Origin of the sequence: Shewanella sp. LC6 (genome assembly GCF_006385735.2) — a bacterium.
Lineage (GTDB): Bacteria > Pseudomonadota > Gammaproteobacteria > Enterobacterales > Shewanellaceae > Shewanella > Shewanella xiamenensis.
This window is the reverse complement of the sequence record NZ_CP043902.1, coordinates 1,331,897-1,353,790: the sequence shown is the minus strand read 5'-3', so window position 1 is coordinate 1,353,790 and position 21,894 is coordinate 1,331,897. Positions and strand designations below refer to the sequence as shown.

At 47.6% G+C, this 21,894-nt stretch carries 19 protein-coding genes; 6 read left to right on the top strand and 13 right to left on the bottom strand.

The genetic code is table 11. From position 1 onward, the window contains the following. Positions 1 to 73: 73 nt before the first annotated feature. A complete protein-coding gene (gene mazG, locus FJD32_RS06000; protein WP_140906926.1) occupies positions 74 to 1,009 on the bottom strand; it encodes a nucleoside triphosphate pyrophosphohydrolase in 936 nt (311 codons plus the stop codon). Between the two features lie 980 nt (positions 1,010 to 1,989). Here mazG and FJD32_RS05995 point away from each other — a divergent pair. After that, complete coding sequence (locus FJD32_RS05995) at positions 1,990 to 2,256, top strand: hypothetical protein (RefSeq protein WP_011073503.1); 267 nt, start codon at positions 1,990 to 1,992, stop codon at positions 2,254 to 2,256. A 407-nt stretch (positions 2,257 to 2,663) separates the two neighbouring features. Here the strand turns inward: FJD32_RS05995 and relA are convergent, their stop codons facing one another. Both relA and rlmD read right to left on the bottom strand, forming a co-directional pair. Then, positions 2,664 to 4,871, bottom strand: coding sequence for a GTP diphosphokinase (gene relA, locus FJD32_RS05990; RefSeq protein WP_037421144.1), 2,208 nt, complete (start codon positions 4,869 to 4,871; stop codon positions 2,664 to 2,666). Positions 4,872 to 5,061: 190 nt separating this feature from the next. Further along, positions 5,062 to 6,411: a 23S rRNA (uracil(1939)-C(5))-methyltransferase RlmD gene (rlmD, locus tag FJD32_RS05985; protein WP_055648579.1), complete on the bottom strand. Its 1,350-nt coding sequence runs from the start codon at positions 6,409 to 6,411 to the stop codon at positions 5,062 to 5,064. A gap of 101 nt (positions 6,412 to 6,512) precedes the next feature. Here rlmD and barA point away from each other — a divergent pair, with 101 nt between their 5' ends. The 3 genes from barA (at position 6,513) to FJD32_RS05970 (ending at position 10,270) form a co-directional block, all read left to right on the top strand. Further along, positions 6,513 to 9,320: a two-component sensor histidine kinase BarA gene (barA, locus tag FJD32_RS05980; protein ID WP_140906925.1), complete on the top strand. Its 2,808-nt coding sequence runs from the start codon at positions 6,513 to 6,515 to the stop codon at positions 9,318 to 9,320. Then, entirely contained in the window at positions 9,295 to 9,894 is a 600-nt protein-coding gene (locus FJD32_RS05975) for a YjaG family protein (protein WP_037421135.1), read from the top strand. The genes barA and FJD32_RS05975 overlap by 26 nt, the downstream gene beginning before the upstream one ends. A 142-nt stretch (positions 9,895 to 10,036) precedes the next feature. Then, positions 10,037 to 10,270 (top strand): DUF3319 domain-containing protein, encoded by a 234-nt coding sequence (locus FJD32_RS05970; protein ID WP_037421131.1) that lies wholly within the window; start codon positions 10,037 to 10,039, stop codon positions 10,268 to 10,270. A 2-nt stretch (positions 10,271 to 10,272) separates the two neighbouring features. Here FJD32_RS05970 and lldR read toward each other — a convergent pair whose 3' ends face one another. Continuing rightward, the gene (lldR, locus tag FJD32_RS05965; protein WP_055648582.1) at positions 10,273 to 11,172 is read right to left on the bottom strand and encodes a LysR family transcriptional regulator LldR; all 900 of its coding nucleotides are present in this window, start codon (positions 11,170 to 11,172) and stop codon (positions 10,273 to 10,275) included. Between the two features lie 252 nt (positions 11,173 to 11,424). Between lldR and FJD32_RS05960 the strand changes: the two genes are divergently transcribed. Beyond that, positions 11,425 to 12,387, top strand: a complete 963-nt coding sequence (locus tag FJD32_RS05960; RefSeq protein ID WP_037426245.1) for an AEC family transporter — start codon at positions 11,425 to 11,427, stop codon at positions 12,385 to 12,387. Between the two features lie 129 nt (positions 12,388 to 12,516). After that, the gene (recN, locus tag FJD32_RS05955; protein WP_037421122.1) at positions 12,517 to 14,175 is read left to right on the top strand and encodes a DNA repair protein RecN; all 1,659 of its coding nucleotides are present in this window, start codon (positions 12,517 to 12,519) and stop codon (positions 14,173 to 14,175) included. A gap of 116 nt (positions 14,176 to 14,291) precedes the next feature. Here the strand turns inward: recN and FJD32_RS05950 are convergent, their stop codons facing one another. The 9 genes from FJD32_RS05950 to glyA form a co-directional block, all read right to left on the bottom strand. Next, positions 14,292 to 14,786: a phosphatidylglycerophosphatase A gene (locus FJD32_RS05950; RefSeq protein WP_037426249.1), complete on the bottom strand. Its 495-nt coding sequence runs from the start codon at positions 14,784 to 14,786 to the stop codon at positions 14,292 to 14,294. Next, complete coding sequence (gene thiL / locus FJD32_RS05945) at positions 14,786 to 15,742, bottom strand: thiamine-phosphate kinase (protein ID WP_055648583.1); 957 nt, start codon at positions 15,740 to 15,742, stop codon at positions 14,786 to 14,788. The genes FJD32_RS05950 and thiL overlap by 1 nt, the downstream gene beginning before the upstream one ends. A gap of 78 nt (positions 15,743 to 15,820) precedes the next feature. Then, positions 15,821 to 16,225, bottom strand: coding sequence for a transcription antitermination factor NusB (gene nusB, locus FJD32_RS05940; RefSeq protein WP_011073312.1), 405 nt, complete (start codon positions 16,223 to 16,225; stop codon positions 15,821 to 15,823). 14 nt (positions 16,226 to 16,239) lie between these two features. After that, a complete protein-coding gene (gene ribE, locus FJD32_RS05935) occupies positions 16,240 to 16,716 on the bottom strand; it encodes a 6,7-dimethyl-8-ribityllumazine synthase (RefSeq protein ID WP_011073313.1) in 477 nt (158 codons plus the stop codon). A gap of 139 nt (positions 16,717 to 16,855) precedes the next feature. Further along, a complete protein-coding gene (gene ribBA / locus FJD32_RS05930; RefSeq protein ID WP_047534781.1) occupies positions 16,856 to 17,959 on the bottom strand; it encodes a bifunctional 3,4-dihydroxy-2-butanone-4-phosphate synthase/GTP cyclohydrolase II in 1,104 nt (367 codons plus the stop codon). A gap of 67 nt (positions 17,960 to 18,026) precedes the next feature. After that, complete coding sequence (locus FJD32_RS05925) at positions 18,027 to 18,683, bottom strand: riboflavin synthase (protein WP_011716201.1); 657 nt, start codon at positions 18,681 to 18,683, stop codon at positions 18,027 to 18,029. Positions 18,684 to 18,690: 7 nt separating this feature from the next. Continuing rightward, a complete protein-coding gene (gene ribD / locus FJD32_RS05920) occupies positions 18,691 to 19,836 on the bottom strand; it encodes a bifunctional diaminohydroxyphosphoribosylaminopyrimidine deaminase/5-amino-6-(5-phosphoribosylamino)uracil reductase RibD (RefSeq protein ID WP_055648584.1) in 1,146 nt (381 codons plus the stop codon). 123 nt (positions 19,837 to 19,959) lie between these two features. Next, positions 19,960 to 20,409: a transcriptional regulator NrdR gene (nrdR, locus tag FJD32_RS05915; RefSeq protein WP_011073317.1), complete on the bottom strand. Its 450-nt coding sequence runs from the start codon at positions 20,407 to 20,409 to the stop codon at positions 19,960 to 19,962. A gap of 196 nt (positions 20,410 to 20,605) precedes the next feature. Beyond that, positions 20,606 to 21,859 (bottom strand): serine hydroxymethyltransferase, encoded by a 1,254-nt coding sequence (gene glyA / locus FJD32_RS05910; RefSeq protein ID WP_055648585.1) that lies wholly within the window; start codon positions 21,857 to 21,859, stop codon positions 20,606 to 20,608. Between the last annotated feature and the right edge of the window lie 35 nt (positions 21,860 to 21,894).

Sequence of the window (21,894 nt, the reverse complement as noted above, 5' to 3'; positions counted from 1 at the left end):
AAGCACTAGGACGGGGCAGTAGTATACCAAAGGTGTTGCCATTCGACAAACACCAATCAGGATAATTTGCCCTTTATCTTGGCTCGCCCTGTTTAACCTTATCCCAGTAGGCATCTAACTCTTCTAAGCTATGTTCTTCTAATGCTTTATTATTTTGTCTCGCAAATGCCTCTACACCTTTAAAACGGCGTTCAAATTTAACATTGGCTTGGCGCAGCGCTTGTTCTGGGTCCACCTTTAAATGACGCGCCAAATTCACCACTGCAAATAATAAGTCACCCATTTCGGCCTGAACTTTGGCTTGGTCGAGCGTTGGCTGGTTCACCTCCGCCAGCACTTCCTCAATTTCCTCATGGATTTTTGCGACAACGGGCTCAAGCTCAGGCCAATCGAACCCAACGCGCGCGACCCGCTGTTGAATTTTGATAGAACGGGATAACGCTGGCTGTGCGCGCGGAATATCATCCAGCACAGAAACCTCGCTTGGTGAAGTCACCCCAGCCGCTAATGCCTTTTGTTCACGCTCGCTGGCTTTGATTGCTTCCCAATTGGCTTTCATTTGTTGACTACTGGCATCGGCCTCAAACGTGGCTTCACCAAACACATGGGGATGACGGCGGGTCAGCTTATCAGTGATTTTATTGACGACTGTGCTGAAATCAAACCTGCCCTGCTCTTTGCCAAGCTGACAATAAAACACCACTTGGAATAATAAATCCCCCAGCTCATCGGGCAATTCGTCTAAGGCTAAACGTTCAATCGTATCGGCCACCTCATAGGCCTCTTCGAGGGTAAAAGGCACTATGGTTTGAAAAGTCTGCGCCTTATCCCAAGGACAACCCGTTTGCGGATCGCGTAGCTTCTCCATAATCTTCAATAGTGGAGCGACATCGGTTGCTGAAACTGCTGCGGGAAGCTTGTTTGGTGATGGCACTTTTGAAGAGAGTTCTTTTGTGGATAGCTCTGTTGCTGAAAGCTCAGTAGTAGAAGGCGTGGTATGGGAAGTCATGCAGATATCCTTTCAAGAAAGAGAGTCGACACAGACTAATACGCAGAATGAGCACAAAGGAATACACTCAAGCAGAGTCGTGTCGCAACTAAGACAGTAATAATGGCAATAAATGCCAATGATAAAGTAGCCAAGCTCAAAGTGCTATTTTGAGTCTGATATTAGGCTTTAACGAAGAGGATATGCCCTAAAACTAGATAAGTATGTCGTCAGGTGTGTAGGATGAATTGTCATTGTTTCCCCAGTGACGCGCCGTGAATATGTCCCTATAGGCTCGACGGCGACATCCATGTCGCCAACGGTCACAGTTGCAACAATGACAATCTTTACGACCATCGAACTGTTCATCTGGCTAAAAGCTTTTTGCCCCAAAGTGTGTTTTGCAGTTCAAAAGGGAAATAGACCAAGTAAAGCTTTGCCTATAGAAAAGTTGATGGTTCGACTTAGAAGTTATGTATCCCATCTTTTTCGTAGTTTGAATACTTTAATCAAAATCAAAGTCGTGGGGCTTCCCCCCACACCCGACCAAGGAGGACTGCTCGTCCTATCCTCCTTGGATGCTCCAAGACGCCCCAACGGAGTTGAAAGCCCCTTGTGCTCATTGACAAATTTGCTATCGCTTCCGAAGGATGCGTCCCTGCACCTGCGAAAGCTAGCTCGCCATCCGTGGCGAGACTCACGCAATTTGTCTATTCGCCCGCGGCAACTCCGAGGGGAGGTGTATTCCTTGGAGTTTTGAGTCGTTAGATAGCGATTCATCTGCAAAAAATAAGCGTGAAAGAATGGAAAAAGGTAAAACGATATCAAGTAATTACCATCAAACTGTATATAAAAATCGCTACCGCAAAAAAGTTAATTCCTATAGCATCATTGATATCACTTGAAATGGATGTGGCAGCGGCCAAGTCCAACAAGCGATTTATGCCCTGCAAACAGTGCAGCGCATAAATACTAAGACGTTAGCCATACAAGGAAAATGCGTGCAGATTACAGTAAAAGGGCCAAGTTTCTGGTGTCAGGAAGATGAAGATAAGTTTTTTGAGTGGATTTACTCTCTGCCAAATTATCAGTCGGTAACTGGCCGCGGCTTGGATTTAATAATTGAGCTAAATGAGCCAGTATCGCAGAGTACAATAAACCAGTTGTTCGTATTATTTAAACGTTGGGAGCTAGATTTTAACTCTTTGGCTCCTCTAAAAAATGTCAACAAAAGCCATGTCGCTTGGATCAATGAGTTCTTCAAGTAAAGTATGGTTACCAAGGCTAGGCATGGCGACGTCTTTTTTCCTCCGACTTCGCCCCCAAGACAAAGCTGCTCATGCTGGCGGCGTTATCTCCATAGAATTTTTAATCCGAAACAAACTAGTTAGAGTTAAGGATTTAACTCGGGAATGTCCCAAAGCATGCTGTGTGTCTCTTTAAAACCTACAGCCAACAACGATGCTAGGAAGCTGAGCAATGGTGATTTGCGAGACGACCGTCCGCCCCACGGATGGGGCGGTCGAGCATCCAAGGACGGACTCGCTGCGCGTCGGGGAGCAAATGCCATTGCTCAGAATGGTGAACAGCCTCCGCCCCCCCAATCTATATCTCTTATCAAAGTTTTCCATATTGCTAATTTCGAGGCTAATCGCTTCGAAAGGTATTGCTAACCTTAAAGCCGTCTTGCTTCTATCACGCTATCAACTTGGGAGAGCTTAGATAACACCCGCGATAAGCCATCGAGATTATAAAGCTCTAATTCCAGCTCAATGGCTGCCGTTTGATTCTTAATATCCGATGACGAGCTCATGGCAAGTACATTGGACTTTTCGGCGGCGAGTACTGAGGTGAGATCCCGCAATAAGCCGCTGCGATCATGGGCTAATACGCGCAGACGCATACGATAACCGCCGGAGTAATTTTCGCCCCAAACCACATCGACGCCACGCTCTGGGTGAACGCGCATCAACTCTTTCACCTGCTCACAGTCGGAGCGATGCACCGAAATACCACGCCCTTTGGTGATAAAGCCTAAAATCTCATCCCCTGGCACGGGCTGGCAGCAACGGGCGATATGACTAAGTAAGTTACCCACGCCATTCACTTCCACCTGCCCACGGCTGTTGGTACCAGATTTGGGTTGGCTCTTCTTAACTAATTCTTCAACTGCATCTTCTTCGCTAGCCTCATCGAGGCGCAACTTACTTTGGATATGGTTAACGACTTGATGTAACCGCACATCACCGCCGCCAATTGCCGCAAGTAAGTCGTCCATACTCGCCATATTAAAGCGCTCAACGGCAATGGCTGCATCTTTGATTTTAAGGCTCACTCGCGCCAGCTCGGCTTCGAGCATTTCTTTACCGGCGATAATGTTTTTATCGCGGTCTTGCTGCTTAAACCAATGCTGAATTTTCGAGCGCGCCCGCGAGGTGCGGATATAACCTAAGTTTGGATTGAGCCAATCGCGCTTAGGATTAGGGTGCTTCGAGGTAATGATCTCGATACGCTCACCCGTTTCAACCTGATAAGTAAACGGCACAATGCGGCCATCGACCTTAGCACCGATACACTTATGGCCGACCTGCGAGTGAATATAATAGGCAAAGTCGAGCACGGTTGAGCCAAGTGGCAAGTCAACCACTTCACCGCTTGGGGTAAACACATAGACTCGGTCTTCAAACACTTGGCTGCGGACTTCTTCGACCAAGTTGCCGCTTTCGACCACGTCCTCCTGCCATTGCAGAATTTTTCGCAGCCAATTGATTTTTTCTTCGTAACCGCTTTGCTTACCGGAGTGATTACCTTCTTTATATTTCCAGTGCGCGGCAACCCCAAGCTCTGCATCTTCATGCATATCTTGGGTACGAATTTGAATTTCAACGGTTTTCCCCTCAGGCCCCACCACAACCGTATGGATGGATTGATAACCGTTAGGTTTAGGGTTGGCCACGTAGTCGTCGAACTCGCGTGGAATATGGTGCCATAGCGTGTGCACGACCCCTAAGGCGCCGTAGCAGTCCTGCAAACGTTCGGTGACAATCCGCACGGCGCGCACGTCAAACAACTCATCAAACTTGAGGTGTTTGCCCTTCATCTTGCGCCAGATGCTGTAGATATGTTTTGGACGACCATACACCTTAGCGCGGATATGATCCTCATCGAGGCGCTGCTGCAACTGCTCGACAAATTTTTCGATATAGACTTCGCGGTCTAACCGCTTACCATCAAGCTGTTTGGCAATGTCCTTGTAGGTATCTGGATGCAGATAACGGAAGGAAATATCTTCTAATTCCCACTTTAACTGACCAATCCCCAAACGGTTAGCGAGCGGCGCATAGATATCGGCAATTTCACGGGCCAGCAAGACGCGGGTTTCTTCGTCGGCATTTTTCACGGCGCGCAGCAAACAAACACGCTCGGCCAGTTTTATCACCACGGCGCGCACGTCTTCGACCATCGCCAGCAACATGCGGCGGATATTGTCGATTTGCGGCTCAGTTGAGCGGCTATTGGGATTGATTTTTAACGCGCCAATGGCATCCATGGTCACCACGCTGGCGACTAACCGCGCCAGCGGCTCACCAAACTTTTCTTTGATCGCTTCTTCATCTAATAAACCGGCATCAAACACCACAAACAGGATGGCCGCTTGCAGCGTCTCAATGTCCATATTCAGCGGCGCGAGGATTTCAATCATCTCGCGGGCACGTTCGAGCAGTTCTCTTTTCGCGGCAGGACTCTTAGCGGGTAAAGCATCGACCTGCTCAATCAGGGCGAGTAAGGTTTGCGCCTCATCGACATGACTAACATAGCGAGCCACCCACTCTTCAAGATGAAAATCGGGATCATTAAAGTGCGCTTCGCGAACAGAGACCATCTTAATTTGTTTCCTTATTCGTGCTCAGAGAAAAGTGGCACCACCTCGGCACTCCTATCTTCAGCATTGGCACGGACTTGTCAAACCCAACGAGACGAAACTTCACATTTTTTACGTTATTCAAACGCTTTGCTTACTTTACACTCAAATAACGCGGGCAAGTGAGAAAACCTTGCCCCACCGATAAGCCTTATTTTGCAAGCTCAAACAACGCCATGGCTTCGATATGATGTGTCTGCGGGAACATATCGATTAAGCCTAACTTTTGTAACTTGTAGCCACGTTCGAGCAACACCGCACTGTCGCGGGCTAAGCTCGCCGGATTACAAGACACATACACCACTTGGCGGGGCTTCATCTTCTTAAGCCATTGCAAACTCTCAAATGCACCCGCGCGCGCAGGGTCGAGTAGCAATTTATCAATCTTGCCCATCCAAGGCTCGCAGGATAAATCGGCACTTAAGTCGCCATGGTAAAAGGTTAAATTGCTTAAGCCATTTGCAGCCGCGTTTTCACGGGCTTGGCTAACCATTTCTGGCACCCCTTCAACCCCAATCACTTCGGCGCCCAGTTTAGCTAAAGGCAAACTGAAGTTCCCCATACCGCAGAAGAGATCGAGAATGCGCTCACCCGGCTGCGGTGCTAACCAGTCTAACGCCTGCGCCACCATGGCCTTGTTAATTTGCGCATTGACTTGCACAAAGTTGCCAGGGGTAAAGGTTAAGCTCACAGGGGTTGCATCAGCTTTATCATCGAGCAACTGGTAAACGGGCAATAACAGCGTGCCATTTACTCCATGGAACTCGCCGTTGTTGTCTTGTAAACAAATATGGATTTGATGCTGCTCGGCAAACTGCGCAAGCTTTGCCATATCCTTATCGTTTAAGGATTTAGTGATTCGAATTACCGCAAAATGACCATTGTCGGCGTCAATCAATTCTAAGTGCCCAAGACTCGATTTGGCCGCAAGTTGATTAAGTAACTTAGCAAACGGGGCGATTAAATCCGCTAAGGGCTTAGCCAAGACTAAACAGCTATCAATAGGCACGACTTGGTTGCTGCTCGATGCACGAAACCCTAAGCTCAACTGCTTGGTATTTTTATCAAATAGGGTCGCAAGGCGTGCGCGGCGGCGATAGTGCCAGCCTTCGCCTGTCAATGCGGGCACGGAGTTGCCTTCGGCGCCGGCAAACTTGGCCATAATATCAATCAAGGCCGCCGACTTATGCTCGCGCTGCCCCGTTAATGACATATGCTGCAAATCACAGCCACCACAGCTTTGGTAGTGTGGACATAACGGCGTGACTCGCTCAGCGCTTGGCGTCTCGACTTTAATCAGCTTGGCTCGGGCATAGTTTTTCTTTTGTTCGGTCAGCTGCGCCTGCACGGTTTCACTGGGCAAGGCGCCGGGGATAAATACGACTTTTCCCTGATGTTGTGCTATACCTGCCCCAAGGTGATCGAGCTGTTGCACGCTAAAGGATTGCTTCGCGGACAATTGCTTGGAACTATTTGGTTTTGCTTTAAAAAATTGTGCCATTTCGGCCTCTAAATCAATAAAAAACTGGTCAAGACTGCCCTTTTTCTGGCAGTCTTATAAAATTATATCGTCCCTAGAACTTAGGAAACTGCGCTGCGGCTATGAACCCTGTCAACAACATGACCAAATACAGCTTACGTTCCTGGGTTCTGGTGCTTGCGCTTGCGCCGACGATCTTAGTCGGTATTCTGCTGGGCAGCTACTTTACCATAAATCGCTTCTATGAACTCGAAGATACGCTGATTGAGCAGGGCAGTAATATTATCGAGCCTTTAGCGATTGCCAGCGAAGTGGGACTGGTCGGTAATGATAGGGAAGCAACGAAAAGACTCCTTGCCGCAGCCCAACTCAATAAATCCACGCTGGTTAAATCGATTGCGATTTTTGATATCCATAATCAACTCTTTGTTACATCGCACTACCATAAAGATTTCGAGATCATGCGCTACAAAGAGGCACTAACCAATCTGCATAAAACCGAAATTGAACATGTAGGCGACAGCCTTATTCTACGCACACCTATCTTTGCAACCGCTCAGCCTACGGGTGGCGAGCCTGCAAATTTTGATATCCAAACCGATAATGGCGAGTTACTCGGCTATATTTCGGTCATTATCAATAAAGAACGCGCCTTGCTAGAGCAACACAGAGCCGCCGTGGCCGCCTTTATTATCGTGTTGATTGGGGTGCAATTGAACCTGTTGTTTACCTTTCGTCTGGTTAAAAACGTCACCCAGCCGATTACCGAAATGGTGCGGGTGGTCGCCAAAATCCGTGAGGGTAAACTGGATGCGCGGCTCGAAGGCAATCTTATCGGCGAGCTGGATCTGCTAAAACGCGGCATTAATGCCATGGCAGGATCGTTATCGGAATACCACGATGAGATGCAGCAAAATATCGATCAGGCGACATCGGATCTGCGGGAAACCTTAGAACAGATTGAGATCCAAAACGTCGAGCTCGATTTAGCCAAAAAACGCGCGCTGGAGGCCAGTCGTATTAAGTCGGAATTCTTGGCGAACATGTCCCACGAGCTGCGCACCCCATTAAACGGCGTGATAGGATTTGCCCGTCAGCTCGTTAAAACCCCGCTGCACTCGAGCCAAGTCGATTACATTAACACCATCGAGCGTAGCGCCACCAACCTACTGGCGATTATCAACGATATTCTCGACTTCTCGAAACTCGAAGCCGGCAAAATGGTGCTAGAAAGCATGCCATTCGGCCTAAGGGAAACCCTAGGTGAGACAATCACTTTAATCTCCGGTAGCGCGCAGGCCAAAGGGCTGGAATTGGTCGTCGATATTGCGCCCAACGTCCCCGACAACGTTAACGGCGATGCCATGCGAGTGTGCCAAATTATCAATAACTTAGTGGGCAATGCTATCAAGTTTACCGACTCAGGCAGCGTACTGGTTAAATTAGAATTACAAGCGCAGACCGATGAACAAGTGGTACTGCGCTGTGATGTTATCGATACCGGGATTGGGATTGATGAAAGTCAGCAAGACTTCCTGTTCCAAGCCTTTGGTCAAGCGGACTCCTCGATTTCCCGCCGCTTTGGCGGAACAGGGCTTGGATTAGTCATCACCAAACGCCTCGTCAATCAAATGGGCGGCCAAATTGGCTTTACCTCTTCGGTGGATAAGGGCTCGAACTTCTGGTTTACGCTGCCTTTGGGCCTTGGTCAATTCCAAATTGGTGATTCACTACCGCTTGAAAAACTGAAAGATAAAACCGTGCTCTTTTATGAGCCCAGAGTGCTCACCCATTCAGTGATTAGTCGCCAACTAACACAGTGGGATACTAAGGTCACTCATCATCAACATATTCCTAGTTTGCTGACAACCCTATCAACGACTGAGCATCCGTTTGATTATGTGTTATTGAGTTGCCATGGATTTAGCAATCCCAATCAATTGGTGAGTACGTTAAATCTAGCCAAGACAAAAACAGATTGTTTAGTCGTGCTATTCGACTGCCAAGAGCAAGACATGTTAAGTCAGTTTATTCGCCCCAATGCTGACGTGGTATTGTCTCTGCCAGTAAGCGAGCACCAACTGGCGCGTAATATGCTCTATCCACCAATGGAATATGACCTATTACCACCCGCAAATATTACAGTTCCAGCGGCGCGCCAATCGCTTACCGTATTAGCGGTGGACGATAACTTCGCCAATTTAAAACTGATTGATACGCTGCTTAACGAACTAGTCACTACCGTTATCGCTGTCAATAGCGGTGAAGAAGCGGTAAAACAGGCAAAGACTCGCACTTTTGATCTTATCTTTATGGATATTCAAATGCCTGGCACCGATGGCATCAGTGCGACCAAGCAAATTCGCCAAGGGTCGATGAACCGCAATACGCCGATTATTGCCGTGACCGCCCATGCCATTGCCGAGGAACGTGAGCTAATTTTAGGTAGTGGCATGGATGGTTATTTGCCCAAACCCATAGATGAAGCCGCACTTAAAGCAGAGATAAACCGCTGGATCACTCGGCCCAAATTCACTCACTTTGATTTACATACCCTCAACTGGGATCTTTGCTTAACCCAAGCTAACCATAAGTCTGACCTAGCATTAGATATGCTACGCATGTTATTGGAATCGTTACCTCAAACGGTCTCAGCGATAGAGACGGCACTGAGTCAAAACGATCAAACCACGATGCTCAGCACTATCCATAAACTTCATGGCGCCAGTTGCTATTGCGGGGTGCCGACCACACAGCGATTATGCCAAGAGATTGAATCGGCATTGAAACGTGATGCCCGTGTCGAAGATCTCGAACCGGAAATACTAGAGTTACTTGATGAGCTAACTAAGGTAGAATCGGCGGCAAAACAAGTGCTATCACAGCTATCAGCGGAAATAACAGATGACCAAAAAAACGGGCTTCTTTAAGCGTTTAAAAGCGCTAGAACTACCACAGAAAAAACTCTTTGCCATTGCCCTTTGCCAACGAATGTTGCCTAACTATCAACTGTTTTCAGAGGTTTGTGAGTTTGGTGATCCTGCGGTATTAAGCACTGTGCTCGAGCTTCTTTGGCAATCCCAGTACGACAATAAGCTGAAATTCAACATCGATGTGCATCTGCAACGCTTAGAAGATAACACCCCAGATCCTGCCGATTTTGATAGCTATGGCGTATACCCAGCAATGGATGCCGTGGTTGCACTTTCCACTTTGCTTGGGGCGATTCAAACCAACCTTGAGGAAGATATAACCAATATCAGCAAGTTATCCTCAAGCACTGTGGCGAACTATATCGAGACTATCAGCGATGTAGAGTTAACCGATGATGCCTTAGATGACTACGTCTTCGCCCATGAAGTGATGGAAGAAGAGCGCGCGCTACAAAATACCCTGCTGGAAATTATCGAAGAAAACCCTAAGATTACTGCCGAATTAGTGAAGGGTTTACGCAAAGAGATTATCGAAGCGGGTGTATCGAATATCGGGATCAGCGTCGCATAATAAACCCTTTTAAGGTCTAGGGTTTATCTCTTCAGTTGCCTTGAAAATCCGGTGATGTTACCTAACATTTTTACTGCTTAGGTAGCATCAGCGACGGGTTTGAATCACCGGAGGATAGAGTCAACTCTATAACCCATTCAATATGAAAAAAATTGTTTATCAAGGTTTTATTTTAACCAACAGCGAAGGCCTTACCGATACCTGGAAACTCACCATAGGCGGGCAAAACCGTATTGGTTCTCTATTTGAATTACGCCGTTTAGTGAATTATTACCGTGAGCTTGGGATTGTGCCCGCCACCCGCGCGAGCCTGCAAGATGCTAAGCAAACGCAAAACTCCATGAGCCAAAATACTTTAAAACCCCGTAAACGTTAATCTTAAGCCATTGAAAAAAGTTCGGGCGCTTTGGATTGCATAAACTCGATAAACACCTTCACTTTCAGCGGTTGCTGACTACGCTGGTGATAAAGAATCGAAATTCTACGTTGTTCGCCAATCCATTCCGGTAAGAGCACTTTTAAACGCCCTTCTTTAATCTGTTGTTTTACGAATAATTCTGGCCCATACAGAATACCACCATGGTCTAAGGTCGCTTGAATCGCGCCATGGAGATCCGTGAGCGTGAGTTTTGTTGGGCCATTAAAATAGAAAGACTCGCCATTAGGATGCTTTAAATGCCAATTAAACAGCGGCCAAACTTTGATCAGCTGATGGTTTTCAAGATCATCGGGATGGGTTAATTCAGGGGCAAGGGCTAAATATTCCGGCGTTGCAAACAAACGATAATCAAGCTCACCTAAAGTACTCGACACCCAAGAAGAATCAGGCTGTGCACCACCGACAATCGCGACATCAATCCCTTTATCAATTAAATCCACTAACTCATTGCTTTGGGAAATGTGTAAACGAATATCGGGATATAAACGGCCAAACTCGTTTAATGCGTGAATAAAGATAATTGAAATAATTGAGATTGGCGCAGCTATCCGCAATGTGCCTTCAGGTTTATCGCTGCCAATGCCACTGAGCTCATCGAACTGCGCAATCGCACTCTGATATCGCTGAAATAACGCTAAACCTTCCTCGGTTAACCTCAGCTTACGGGTACTTCTCATAAACAATTGCTTATCGAGTTTTTCTTCAAGCTTGGCCAGCTTACGGCTCACGGTGGCGATAGGCATATCGAGCACTTTCGCGGCTTGAGAAAAACTGCCCGCATTCACCAAATGCACAAACAGATAAATTAACTGCAGCTCAGCGCCAACATCATCAGCCATGTTCAATCCCATCGTTTAGCGTGAGTGCCGCTCACAGGTATAAGGCACTAACTCATTGTGTTTTAAACGTAGAATTATTCATTTCTACGACCATAGCGCAATAGCTTCCAAGGTTAATCCTATGCTATTTTGCCAATAAGTTTACTGCGCTAACACCGATTATCGTCAATTACCCTAGGTATTATTCCCTGCTAGCGCACCCACAACGTCTTCTTGCGGGAAAGCAAAAACACAAAAGGATGAGTGAGGGATATGACCATTTTAACCCCTCTGTTTGCCGTCTTCGGGATCATGCTGCTCGGCACACTTGTACAAAAACTGCGTTTTCTCCCAGTAGAAACCGACCAAGTGCTCAATCAATATGTCTACTATATTGCGTTTCCTGCCATTCTCTTGATTGCACTGGCGCAGCAACCGATTCAAGAAATTCTGCAATGGGGATTTATTGCAGGCTATAGCGCCGCCATGCTGATGATTTATCTGATTTGTGTTGGTATATCCTTACTTTTCAATCCTAAACAGCATGCAATTGCCGCCGTGCGCGCCTTAAATGCCACCTTTGGCAATACCGCATTTATTGGTATTCCGCTGCTGGTGATTATATTTCCTGAACAACAAAGCGCCCTAGTTGCCGCCGCCATAGCCAGTTTATTGTCCGTGCTTATGTTTGCCGTGGCCTTGGTCTCGCTGGAGCTTACGACAAATACCCACAGACAACACCACGCCGTAGTGATCATGTGTTTAGCTGTGGTTAAAAATCCCATCGTTATCGGCTGCTTTATCGGCATTGCAATTTCGGCATTGGGGATAACACTGCCCTCTGGCGTAGCCATGATGATCCAACAAATTGGCAATACCTCAAGCCCCTGCGCTTTATTTGCCGTTGGTATGGTATTAGCCAAAGCCATGCGCTACCAAAAAGATAGCAAGGTATTTAGCCTGACGAATCTTATCGAACTTAGCCTTATCAACCTCTTTAAATTAATCCTACAACCCGCATTGGTTTTCTTCATGCTTAAAAGCGTTGGTGTTAGTGGAGATTACTTAGTGATGGGTGTAATCCTCAGTGCCTTACCTACGGCGGCCAGCGTCTATTTACTTGCTCAGCGCTATAACACCCAAGCCTCAACCAGTGCGCAGGGGATATTATTTGGCACTATAGTGACTTTTTTTAGCTTACCTATTTTAGAGCAACTTGTTAAAACCTATTCATAAACAAGCGATTAAACTCTAGCTTATTGCAATGTGTCGAATATTTACCCAAAGCCACTTTACTGTATATAAAATCAGTATATACTGTTTATCAATACAGTGATTTGGTAAGTTATTCGACAGGAACTCATTATGCTTTGCCAACTCAGCATTAATAATTTCGCTATCGTCCGTTTTCTCGAACTGGATTTTCGTCCCGGTATGACCAGCATTACTGGTGAAACTGGCGCAGGTAAATCCATCGCCATCGACGCCTTAGGTTTGTGCCTAGGTAATCGTGCCGATGCCAGTAGTGTTCGCCCTGGTGCAAGTAAAACCGAAGTCAGTGCTCGATTTTCACTACACGATGTTCCCCTTGCCAAACGTTGGCTCGAAGATAACGATCTCGAACTTGATGATGAGTGTATTCTGCGTCGAACTATTGGCAGTGATGGCCGCTCACGCGCCTACATTAATGGCAATCCTGTGCCGTTAACTCAACTGAAATTACTCGGGCAATTGCTGGTCGGTATCCATGGGCAGCACGCCCACCATGCTATGCTAAAGAGTGAGCATCAACTCACCTTGCTCGACAGCTACGCCAATCACAGACTACTGATAGACACAGTGGCAGCAAGCTATCAACGCTGCAAACAAATCGAAGCCGAACTCAAGCAATTAGAAGCCTCACAGCATGAACGTATTGCCCGAAAACAGCTGGTGCAATATCAAGTTGAAGAGCTAGATGAATTCGACCTCAAGGTCGGTGAATTTGAGGACATTGAGCAAGAGCATAAACGCCTCGCCAATGGCACTGAACTGGTGGATAGCTGCCAAGCCAGCCTATATTTACTCACAGATGGCGAAGAGAGCAATATTGAGTCACTGCTTAACAAGGCTGTAAGCCTTGCTGAAAATTTGCAAAGCTATGATCCCGCATTAACCAATGTGAGTACTATGTTGAATGAGGCCCTAATTCAAGTACAAGAGAGCGCGGGAGAATTACAGCATTACCTGAGTAAACTCGAACTCGATCCCGCGCATTTTGCCTATTTAGAGGAACGACTCTCAAAGGCTATGCAACTGGCCCGTAAGCATCATGTTAGCCCTGACAAATTAGCCGAACATCATTTGGCACTCAAAGCGGAACTCACAACCCTCGATGACGATGAAACTAAGTTAGAGGAAATCCAACTCCAAGTTGAAGCGAGTAAAACCGCTTACTTAGCGAACGCACAAAAACTGAGCCAGAGCCGCGCCCGTTATGCGAAAGAACTGGATAAGTTAGTGACTCAATCTATCCACGAACTCAACATGCCCAAGGGTAAGTTCACCATTGAAGTGAATTTTAATCCCGAGATTATGTCGGTAAATGGCAGCGATAATATAGAGTTTATGGTCACCACCAACCCAGGCCAGCCTTTACAACCGATTTCACGGGTAGCCTCTGGCGGTGAATTGTCGCGTATCGGTTTAGGCATCCAAGTGATTACCGCGAAAAAGGTTGCCACTCCTACCCTGATTTTCGACGAGGTGGATGTCGGAATTTCAGGCCCGACCGCAGCTGTGGTTGGACGAATGCTGCGTAGTCTAGGAGAATCGACTCAAGTACTTTGTGTAACCCATTTACCTCAAGTTGCTGGTAATGGCCATCAACATATGTTTGTGAATAAATTCAACAAGGCGGGCAGTACAGAAACCACAATGATGCCTTTGGATAGGGAGCAACGTATCCAAGAATTAGCCAGACTTCTTGGTGGCGATACAATTACTTCTAACACTCTCGCCAATGCACGAGAACTATTACAGTAAAAATACAGTAAGCCACTGCAACGAAAATAAAGCTTTATAACCAATGCCTTATCTACAGCAGATAAGGCATTGGCATTTATAGGGTAACGAACTTTAGTTTGGGTTAACTAAAGATATTATTGGCTAATAAAGACAATCACTTGCAGACAAATAAGTGCAAAAAATCCTGCTAATACATCGTCTATCATAATGCCGAAACCACCTTCAACTTTGGCGTCGAGCCAACGTATCGGCCAAGGTTTTAGGATATCGAATAGCCGAAACAGCACAAAACCGACAGCAAGCCACAGAATACCAGCAGGAGCGGCAATCATAGTGATTAATAGGCCTGCAACTTCATCCCACACAATCGCACCATGGTCATGTACGCCCATGTCCTTAGCGGCCTTATCGCAGATATAAATCCCCGCGAGTACGCACACTAAGGTCACGGCTAAATACCAACACAAGGGCAACTGGGCCAATAATAAATAGAGCGGGACTGCCGCCAAAGTACCAAAAGTACCTGGCGCCTTAGCCGCTAAACCACTGCCAAAACCGAGGGCTAAAAAATGAATAGGATTTTTAAGGGACAGGCGCGACAGCGCCTGATCTTGGGATAACAACTTCATTAAAAATGCTCAAAACCGTGGTACGGTGGCGTAAATAGCTCACCATTAAGTTGCAACTTAAGCTTACTGCCCGCACAGATTTGCCCAACACGGACAAACTTAGTACCAGCATGGCTGAGGGCGGTTTCTAACGCACCTTTTTGTGACTCAGGCACGGTAAAGAGCAGTTCATAATCCTCGCCCCCCGTCAGCGCATAGCCTAATGCATGTTCTTCGCTCACGGTATCTTGCATCGCGCGCGACAAAGGAATCGCCCCCACATCGACTACAGCGCCAACCTTTGATGCCTTGAGGATATGCCCAATATCCGAGATAAAACCATCGGATAAATCGATGGCACTGGATGCCAAAGAGCGCAATGATTGCCCAGCCAATACTCGAGGAGTGGGTCGATAATGGCGATTAATCAAAAACTCTTTATGCTCCGCTCGCGCATGTTGCACGCCGCGGATCAAGTCCAGCCCTAACGCAGAATCACCAAGCGTACCCGTTACATAAATCCAGTCACCGGCCTTAGCGCCATGACGGGTCAAGGCTTTACCATGGGGGACTTGCCCGTGCACTGTGATATTAATTGCCCTAGGCCCGCGAGTTGTGTCACCACCTATTAAGGCGATGCCATAATATTCTGCCGCTTCAAACAGGCCTTCACTAAAACCACTCAGCCAGGTCTCGTTAACCTCTGGCAAAGTGAGTGCAAGCGTCATCCACGCAGGCTCGGCCCCCATTGCCGCTAAATCAGAAAGATTTACCGCTAAGGCTTTGTAACCTAAGGCTTGAGGTGGCATATCGGGGAAGAAGTGAACATTTTCGACTAAGGTATCGCAGGAAATGGCGATCGACTTGTTTTCGGCGGGCTGCACAAGGGCGCAATCGTCGCCAATACTCAATTTGACATCACGGCGTGTTGGGCCGCGGTGATTGAAATAACATTCAATAAGCTGGAATTCTTTCACTGTACAGTTTGGCGCGACTCACATCGGCCACCTTTGTTAGCAATGAAAAACGGTATCCTAAGATACCGTTTGTCCTTATTACTTACGTGCAACCAGTTTGTCGAGTAATCCATTAACAAACTTATGGCTTTCATCCGCACCGAAAGCTTTAGCCAGTTCAATCGCCTCGTTAATGGCAACTTTAAATGGCACATCTTTACGGAAAGTCAGCTCATAGGCCGCTAGGCGCACTATGGCTTTCTCCACTGGAGACACCTCATCAATGGGGCGATCTAAGTGTGGAATGATCAACTCATCCAATTGGGTTTTCTTAGTTGCTACGCCTGCAAATAGCTCACGAAAATAAGCTACGTCTACACCATCGAGACTCTGTTCAGTTAAAAACTCATGCTCGACATCGGCAATATTATTCCCGCTTAGTTGCCATGAATAAATGGCTTGAACGGCTAAACGGCGGGCCTTGCGGCGCTCAGAAGGCTTCATTATTTTTCCTACTATTACAACTGTTGTTCAAGCTGTTGCAGAACGTTGACCATTTCAAGCAAGCTTAGCGCAGCTTCGCCGCCCTTGTTACCCGCTTTAGTACCTGAACGCTCAATAGCTTGTTCAATGGTATCTGTCGTCAATACACCGAAGGCAACGGGCAGATCGAACTCTAATGCGATTTGAGCTAGACCTTTGTTACATTCGCCTGCAACAAAATCAAAATGAGGGGTACCACCACGGATCACAGCACCAAGTGCAATGATACCGTCAAACTTACCACTTGCGGCAACACGACGTGCAGCCAGTGGTAACTCAACCGCACCAGGTACACGGACGACAGTGATGTTTTCATCACTGACTTGGCCAAAACGTTTCAGCGTGTCAAGTGCACCTTCAAGCAGGCTCTCAACTAAAAAGCTGTTAAAACGCGAAATTACAATCGCAACTTTGGCATTCTTCGCTTCGATATTACCTTGAACTACGTTCATTTTCTTACCTAATTTAGCTAAAGCACCCGGCTTGGGCGAAAAGTGGCGACATAATACCACAGTCAATCGCCCACAGCCCTATGCAAATTATACAAATGATTAATTTTACCTTAGTGTAACGTCTAACAAGCTCGGCCTGTTACTCCGCCACGTATTCGGTCACTTCAAGCCCAAAGCCTGAGAGTGAATGGTAACGCTTAGGCGAGCTTAAGAGTCGCATTTTGGTCACGCCTAAACTGGCCAGAATTTGTGAACCTACACCGACACGGCGTGAAGTACCTTGCCATTTGGCTGACACGGGCGTCTGACCTTGATCTTCCGCCTCAAAGGCTTTGACTTTAGCGAGGATTTCACTGGGATGTTCTTGATTGCCAAGCAATACTAACACACCACCTTCGGCAGAAATCCGCGCCATCGCTTTTTCGAGCGGCCAGCTGCGTTGCTGATCGCGCTCAGAATGGAGTAGATCGTTAAACGTATTCTGTAAATGCACCCGCACTAAACAGTCAGGTTTCACCTCGCCCTTCACTAAGGCAAAGTGCAATTGGTTGTCGATAGTATCCCTAAAGGTCACCATATCGAACTCACCAAAACGGGTTGGCAGTTTGCATTTTGCTTCACGCACAACGGTCGTTTCTTTGGTGTTACGGTATTCAATCAGCGCCGCAATAGTGCCGATTTTAACGCCGTGTTTTTCAGAGAAAATCTCTAAATCAGGACGGCGGGCCATGGTGCCGTCTTCATTGAGGATCTCAACAATCACGCCCGACGGCTCAAGCCCCGCTAAACGGGCTAAATCACAACCTGCTTCTGTGTGGCCAGCGCGGGTTAACACGCCGCCGTCCTGCGCCATTAATGGGAAGATATGCCCAGGCTGAACTAAGTCCGACGCTTTGGCATCTTTAGCCACGGCAGCTTTTACCGTTACGGCGCGATCATGGGCCGAAATCCCGGTGGTTACGCCTTCGGCAGCTTCAATCGATACCGTAAAGTTAGTCGAGAACTGCGCATTGTTATTGGTTACCATCAAGGGCAGATTTAGCTGCTGGCAACGAGCTTTAGTCATGGTTTGGCAGATGAGTCCACGACCGTATTTCGCCATAAAGTTAATCGCTTCTGGCGTCACCAACTCGGCCGCCATAATCAGGTCGCCTTCGTTTTCTCTGTCTTCGTCATCCATCAAAATAACCATTTTGCCTTGACGAATATCCTCGATGATCTCTTCTATACTGTGCAGCGCCATTGTAGGACCTTTATGATTTTACTGTTGTTATGAAATTCTATACCTAAGTGAGCTAAGTGCCAGTGCCCTAACGCACAAAGCCAGCACGGGCTAACATTTCCATGGTCACCCCACCGCCTTGGGTTTCTTTAGTATCAAAGCGCATTAAACGCTCTAAATAGCGGGCAATTAAATCCACTTCAATATTCACCTTATCGCCGGCTTTCAAATCCACCAACGTGGTTTCACCCGCGGTATGGGGCACTATGGTTAATCGGAAACGGTGTCCATCGACTTCGTTTACCGTGAGGCTCACGCCATCGATGGTAATAGAACCTTTATGGGCGATATAGCGAGCCAGCTCCGTAGGCGCCGCTAACCAAAACTCAATCGCCTGGCCCCGCGCCAAACGCTGCTCAACGGTGGCAATGCCATCCACATGGCCGCTCACCATGTGCCCGCCGAGGCGAGTTGTCGGGGTAACGGCTTTTTCAAGATTAACCTTAGTACCCACTTTGTAGTTAGCAAAGCCTGTGAGACTGACAGTTTCAGCCGACACATCCGCCACATAGCCATCGGCTAATTGCTGAACCACAGTCAAACACACACCATTGGTGGCGATACTGTCGCCTAAACGCACATCGCTTAAATCCAGTTTGCCACTGGCGACCGTCAAACGAATATCATCGCCTTTACGTTCAAGCTTTCGCAGCGTGCCAACGGCCTCAATAATCCCAGTAAACATGGTTAACTCACTTATTCGCTAAAGATGGATTGGACGTGAGCCGCAAGGTGAAACGCGTATCCGCGCCCACTTTACGCTCATCGACCAGTTTGAGGGTCGGAATATCGGCCATCATTTGATAATCGGGTAATTCGAGTAGATTACGTCCTTGTGCGCCAAGAATTTTCATCGCTTGATACAGTACTAACTCATCGGCTAATCCCGCGCCGATAAAGGCACCTGCTAAGGTCGCGCCCGCTTCGATAAGCACCTGATTACAGTTTTTGCCTAAATAGCTTAAGAGTGTGGGCAGCGAGATGCGACCATCAATCGCCGGTAATTGAAGACAAGTCACATGGGACGGCAACTGCGCCATAAAGGCTGGCGAGTATGGCTCAGTTGAGACTAATAAAATCGGCGATTCAATCGCAAGCAAAGCTGCCTTAATCGGCATGCGGCAGCGACTGTCTAAAATCACCCGTAGCGGTTGTAAAATTTGCGCCTCACTCAATAGTGAGTTAAGACTGCCAAGCTCTGAGTAGCGCACATTGAGGGATGGATCATCGGCCAGTACGGTTTCAATCCCAGTTACTATGGCGCAGGCGCGCAAACGTAAACGCTGCACATCGCGGCGAGCTTCGGGGCCTGTAATCCACTTAGAGACACCATTGGATAATGCGGTTTTACCATCGAGACTCGCGGCAAGCTTTACCGTCACCCAAGGTAGGCCCGACTCCATGCGCTTCATAAAACCAAGATTTAAAGCATAGGCCTCATCGCGATGTAAACCGACATCCACTTGAATGCCCGCATCGCGCAGCATTTGAATACCGCGACCACCGACCTGAGGATTGGGATCTTCAACCGCCACCACCACACGTTTTACACCGATATTGATCAGCGCCAAGGCGCAGGGCGGCGTACGACCATAATGGCTGCAAGGCTCTAAGGTGACATAGGCGGTCGCGCCACGGGCAAGCTCGCCAGCCATGCGCAGTGCATGCACCTCGGCGTGGGGCTCGCCGGCTTTTTGATGATAACCTTCACCGACAATCTGATTATCTTTTACGATAACGCAGCCCACACTGGGATTGGGGCGAGTGGTATAAAATCCTTTGCGAGCCAGTTGTATGGCTCGGCTCATCATCTGGTTATCGAGTTCTGACCAATTCATATAAACCCTATGAAATCTTGAGGAAGCGTGCCCGAATGCAGCGCAAAACGAGGCACTAACCTAAGCACGAACCTAAGCACGAACCTAAGCACGAACCTAAGCACTAACTTAAGATAACCCATGTTACTTTTGCAGTTTCGCAATCGCCTCACCAAATTCGGAGACGTCTTCAAAGGCGCGATAAACCGAGGCAAAACGAATATAGGCAACCTTGTCTAGGCTCATTAACTGTTCCATCATCAAGTTGCCTATCATCTCGGATGGCACTTCACGCTCGCCAGTCGCCCGCAGCGTTGACTTGATTTTACTTAAGGCCTGCTCGATTTCATCCATGGACACGGGGCGTTTTTCGACCGCGCGTAACATACCTGCTTGCAGCTTTTCTTCATCAAAGGGTTGACGCGTGCCATCACGTTTAATCACCCGTGGCATGACTAATTCGGCGCCTTCGAAGGTGGTAAATCTTTCGTGGCATTCGGTGCATTCTCGGCGACGACGCACTTGATGGCCTTCCGCCACTAATCGGGAATCGATCACTTTAGTATCTGTCGCGCTGCAAAATGGACAATGCATTGAGCCTCCTGCCGTGAATGGAATAAAGCCTATCTTGCTTAAACCGAGCAGGTTTAAGTCTAAGATTTTAGCAATAAAAATGGCCGCTTAATGCGGCCATGGGATTTTATCCTATTTATCGGCTGAGGTTAACCACCTAAGCTTAACGACCTAAGCTGTTGTGAACTTAGCCGATATATTCGGATAAATTAACGAATTAACCGTAAACAGGGAAACGGGCGCACAGTGCCAATACTTGGCCTTTTACGCGCTCGATGACCGCTGGATTGTGAGCATCGTCGAGGATGTCACAGATCCAACTGGTTAACTCTTTCGCTTCAGCTTCTTTAAAGCCACGGCGAGTGATCGCAGGCGTACCAATACGTACACCAGAGGTCACGAATGGAGAACGTGGGTCATTTGGCACAGAGTTTTTGTTTACTGTGATGTTCGCGCTACCTAAAGCGGCATCGGCTTCTTTACCCGTCAGGTCGCGACCGATTAAGTCCACCAGCATTAAGTGGTTGTCAGTACCGCCAGAAACGATTTTGTAACCGCGCTCTAAGAACACTTCAACCATAGCTTTAGCGTTCTTAACCACTTGTTGTTGGTAAGCTTTGAACTCTGGCTCTAAAGCTTCTTTGAAGGCTACCGCTTTACCCGCGATAACATGCATCAAAGGACCGCCTTGACCGCCTGGGAATACCGCAGAGTTCAGCTTTTTGTATAACTCTTCATCATCGGCAGCAGACAGAATGATACCGCCACGAGGACCGGCTAAGGTCTTGTGAGTGGTTGAGGTCACAACGTGCGCGTGTGGCACTGGGTTTGGATACACACCAGCGGCGATAAGACCCGCAACGTGTGCCATGTCGACAAACAGATAAGCACCGATTTTGTCTGCGATTTCGCGCATTCTTGCCCAGTCAACGATACCTGAATAAGCAGAGAAACCACCGATCATCATCTTAGGCTTATGTTCAACCGCCAGACGTTCCATTTCGTCGTAGTCAATTTTGCCTGATTCATCGATGCCGTAAGGAATGATGTTGTACAGTCTACCGGAGAAGTTAACAGGTGAACCGTGGGTCAAGTGACCACCGTGAGCGAGGTTCATACCTAAAACGGTATCGCCTGGTTTTAACAATGCCATGTAAACGGCGCTGTTTGCTTGAGAACCTGAGTGAGGTTGTACGTTTGCGTAAGTCGCGCCAAACAGTTGTTTTGCACGCTCAATCGCTAAGGTTTCAACTACGTCCACATACTCACAACCGCCGTAGTAACGCTTGCCTGGATAGCCTTCGGCGTACTTATTCGTTAGTTGTGAACCTTGCGCTTCCATCACGCGTGGACTGGTGTAGTTTTCAGAAGCAATCAGCTCAATATGCTCTTCTTGACGCAGAGTTTCGTTCTGAATTGCGTTGAACAGTTCCGGATCATAATCTGCGATATTCATATCTTTTTTCAGCATTGCTTACTCCAGCTGCCAATTCTTGTAGGTAGGGT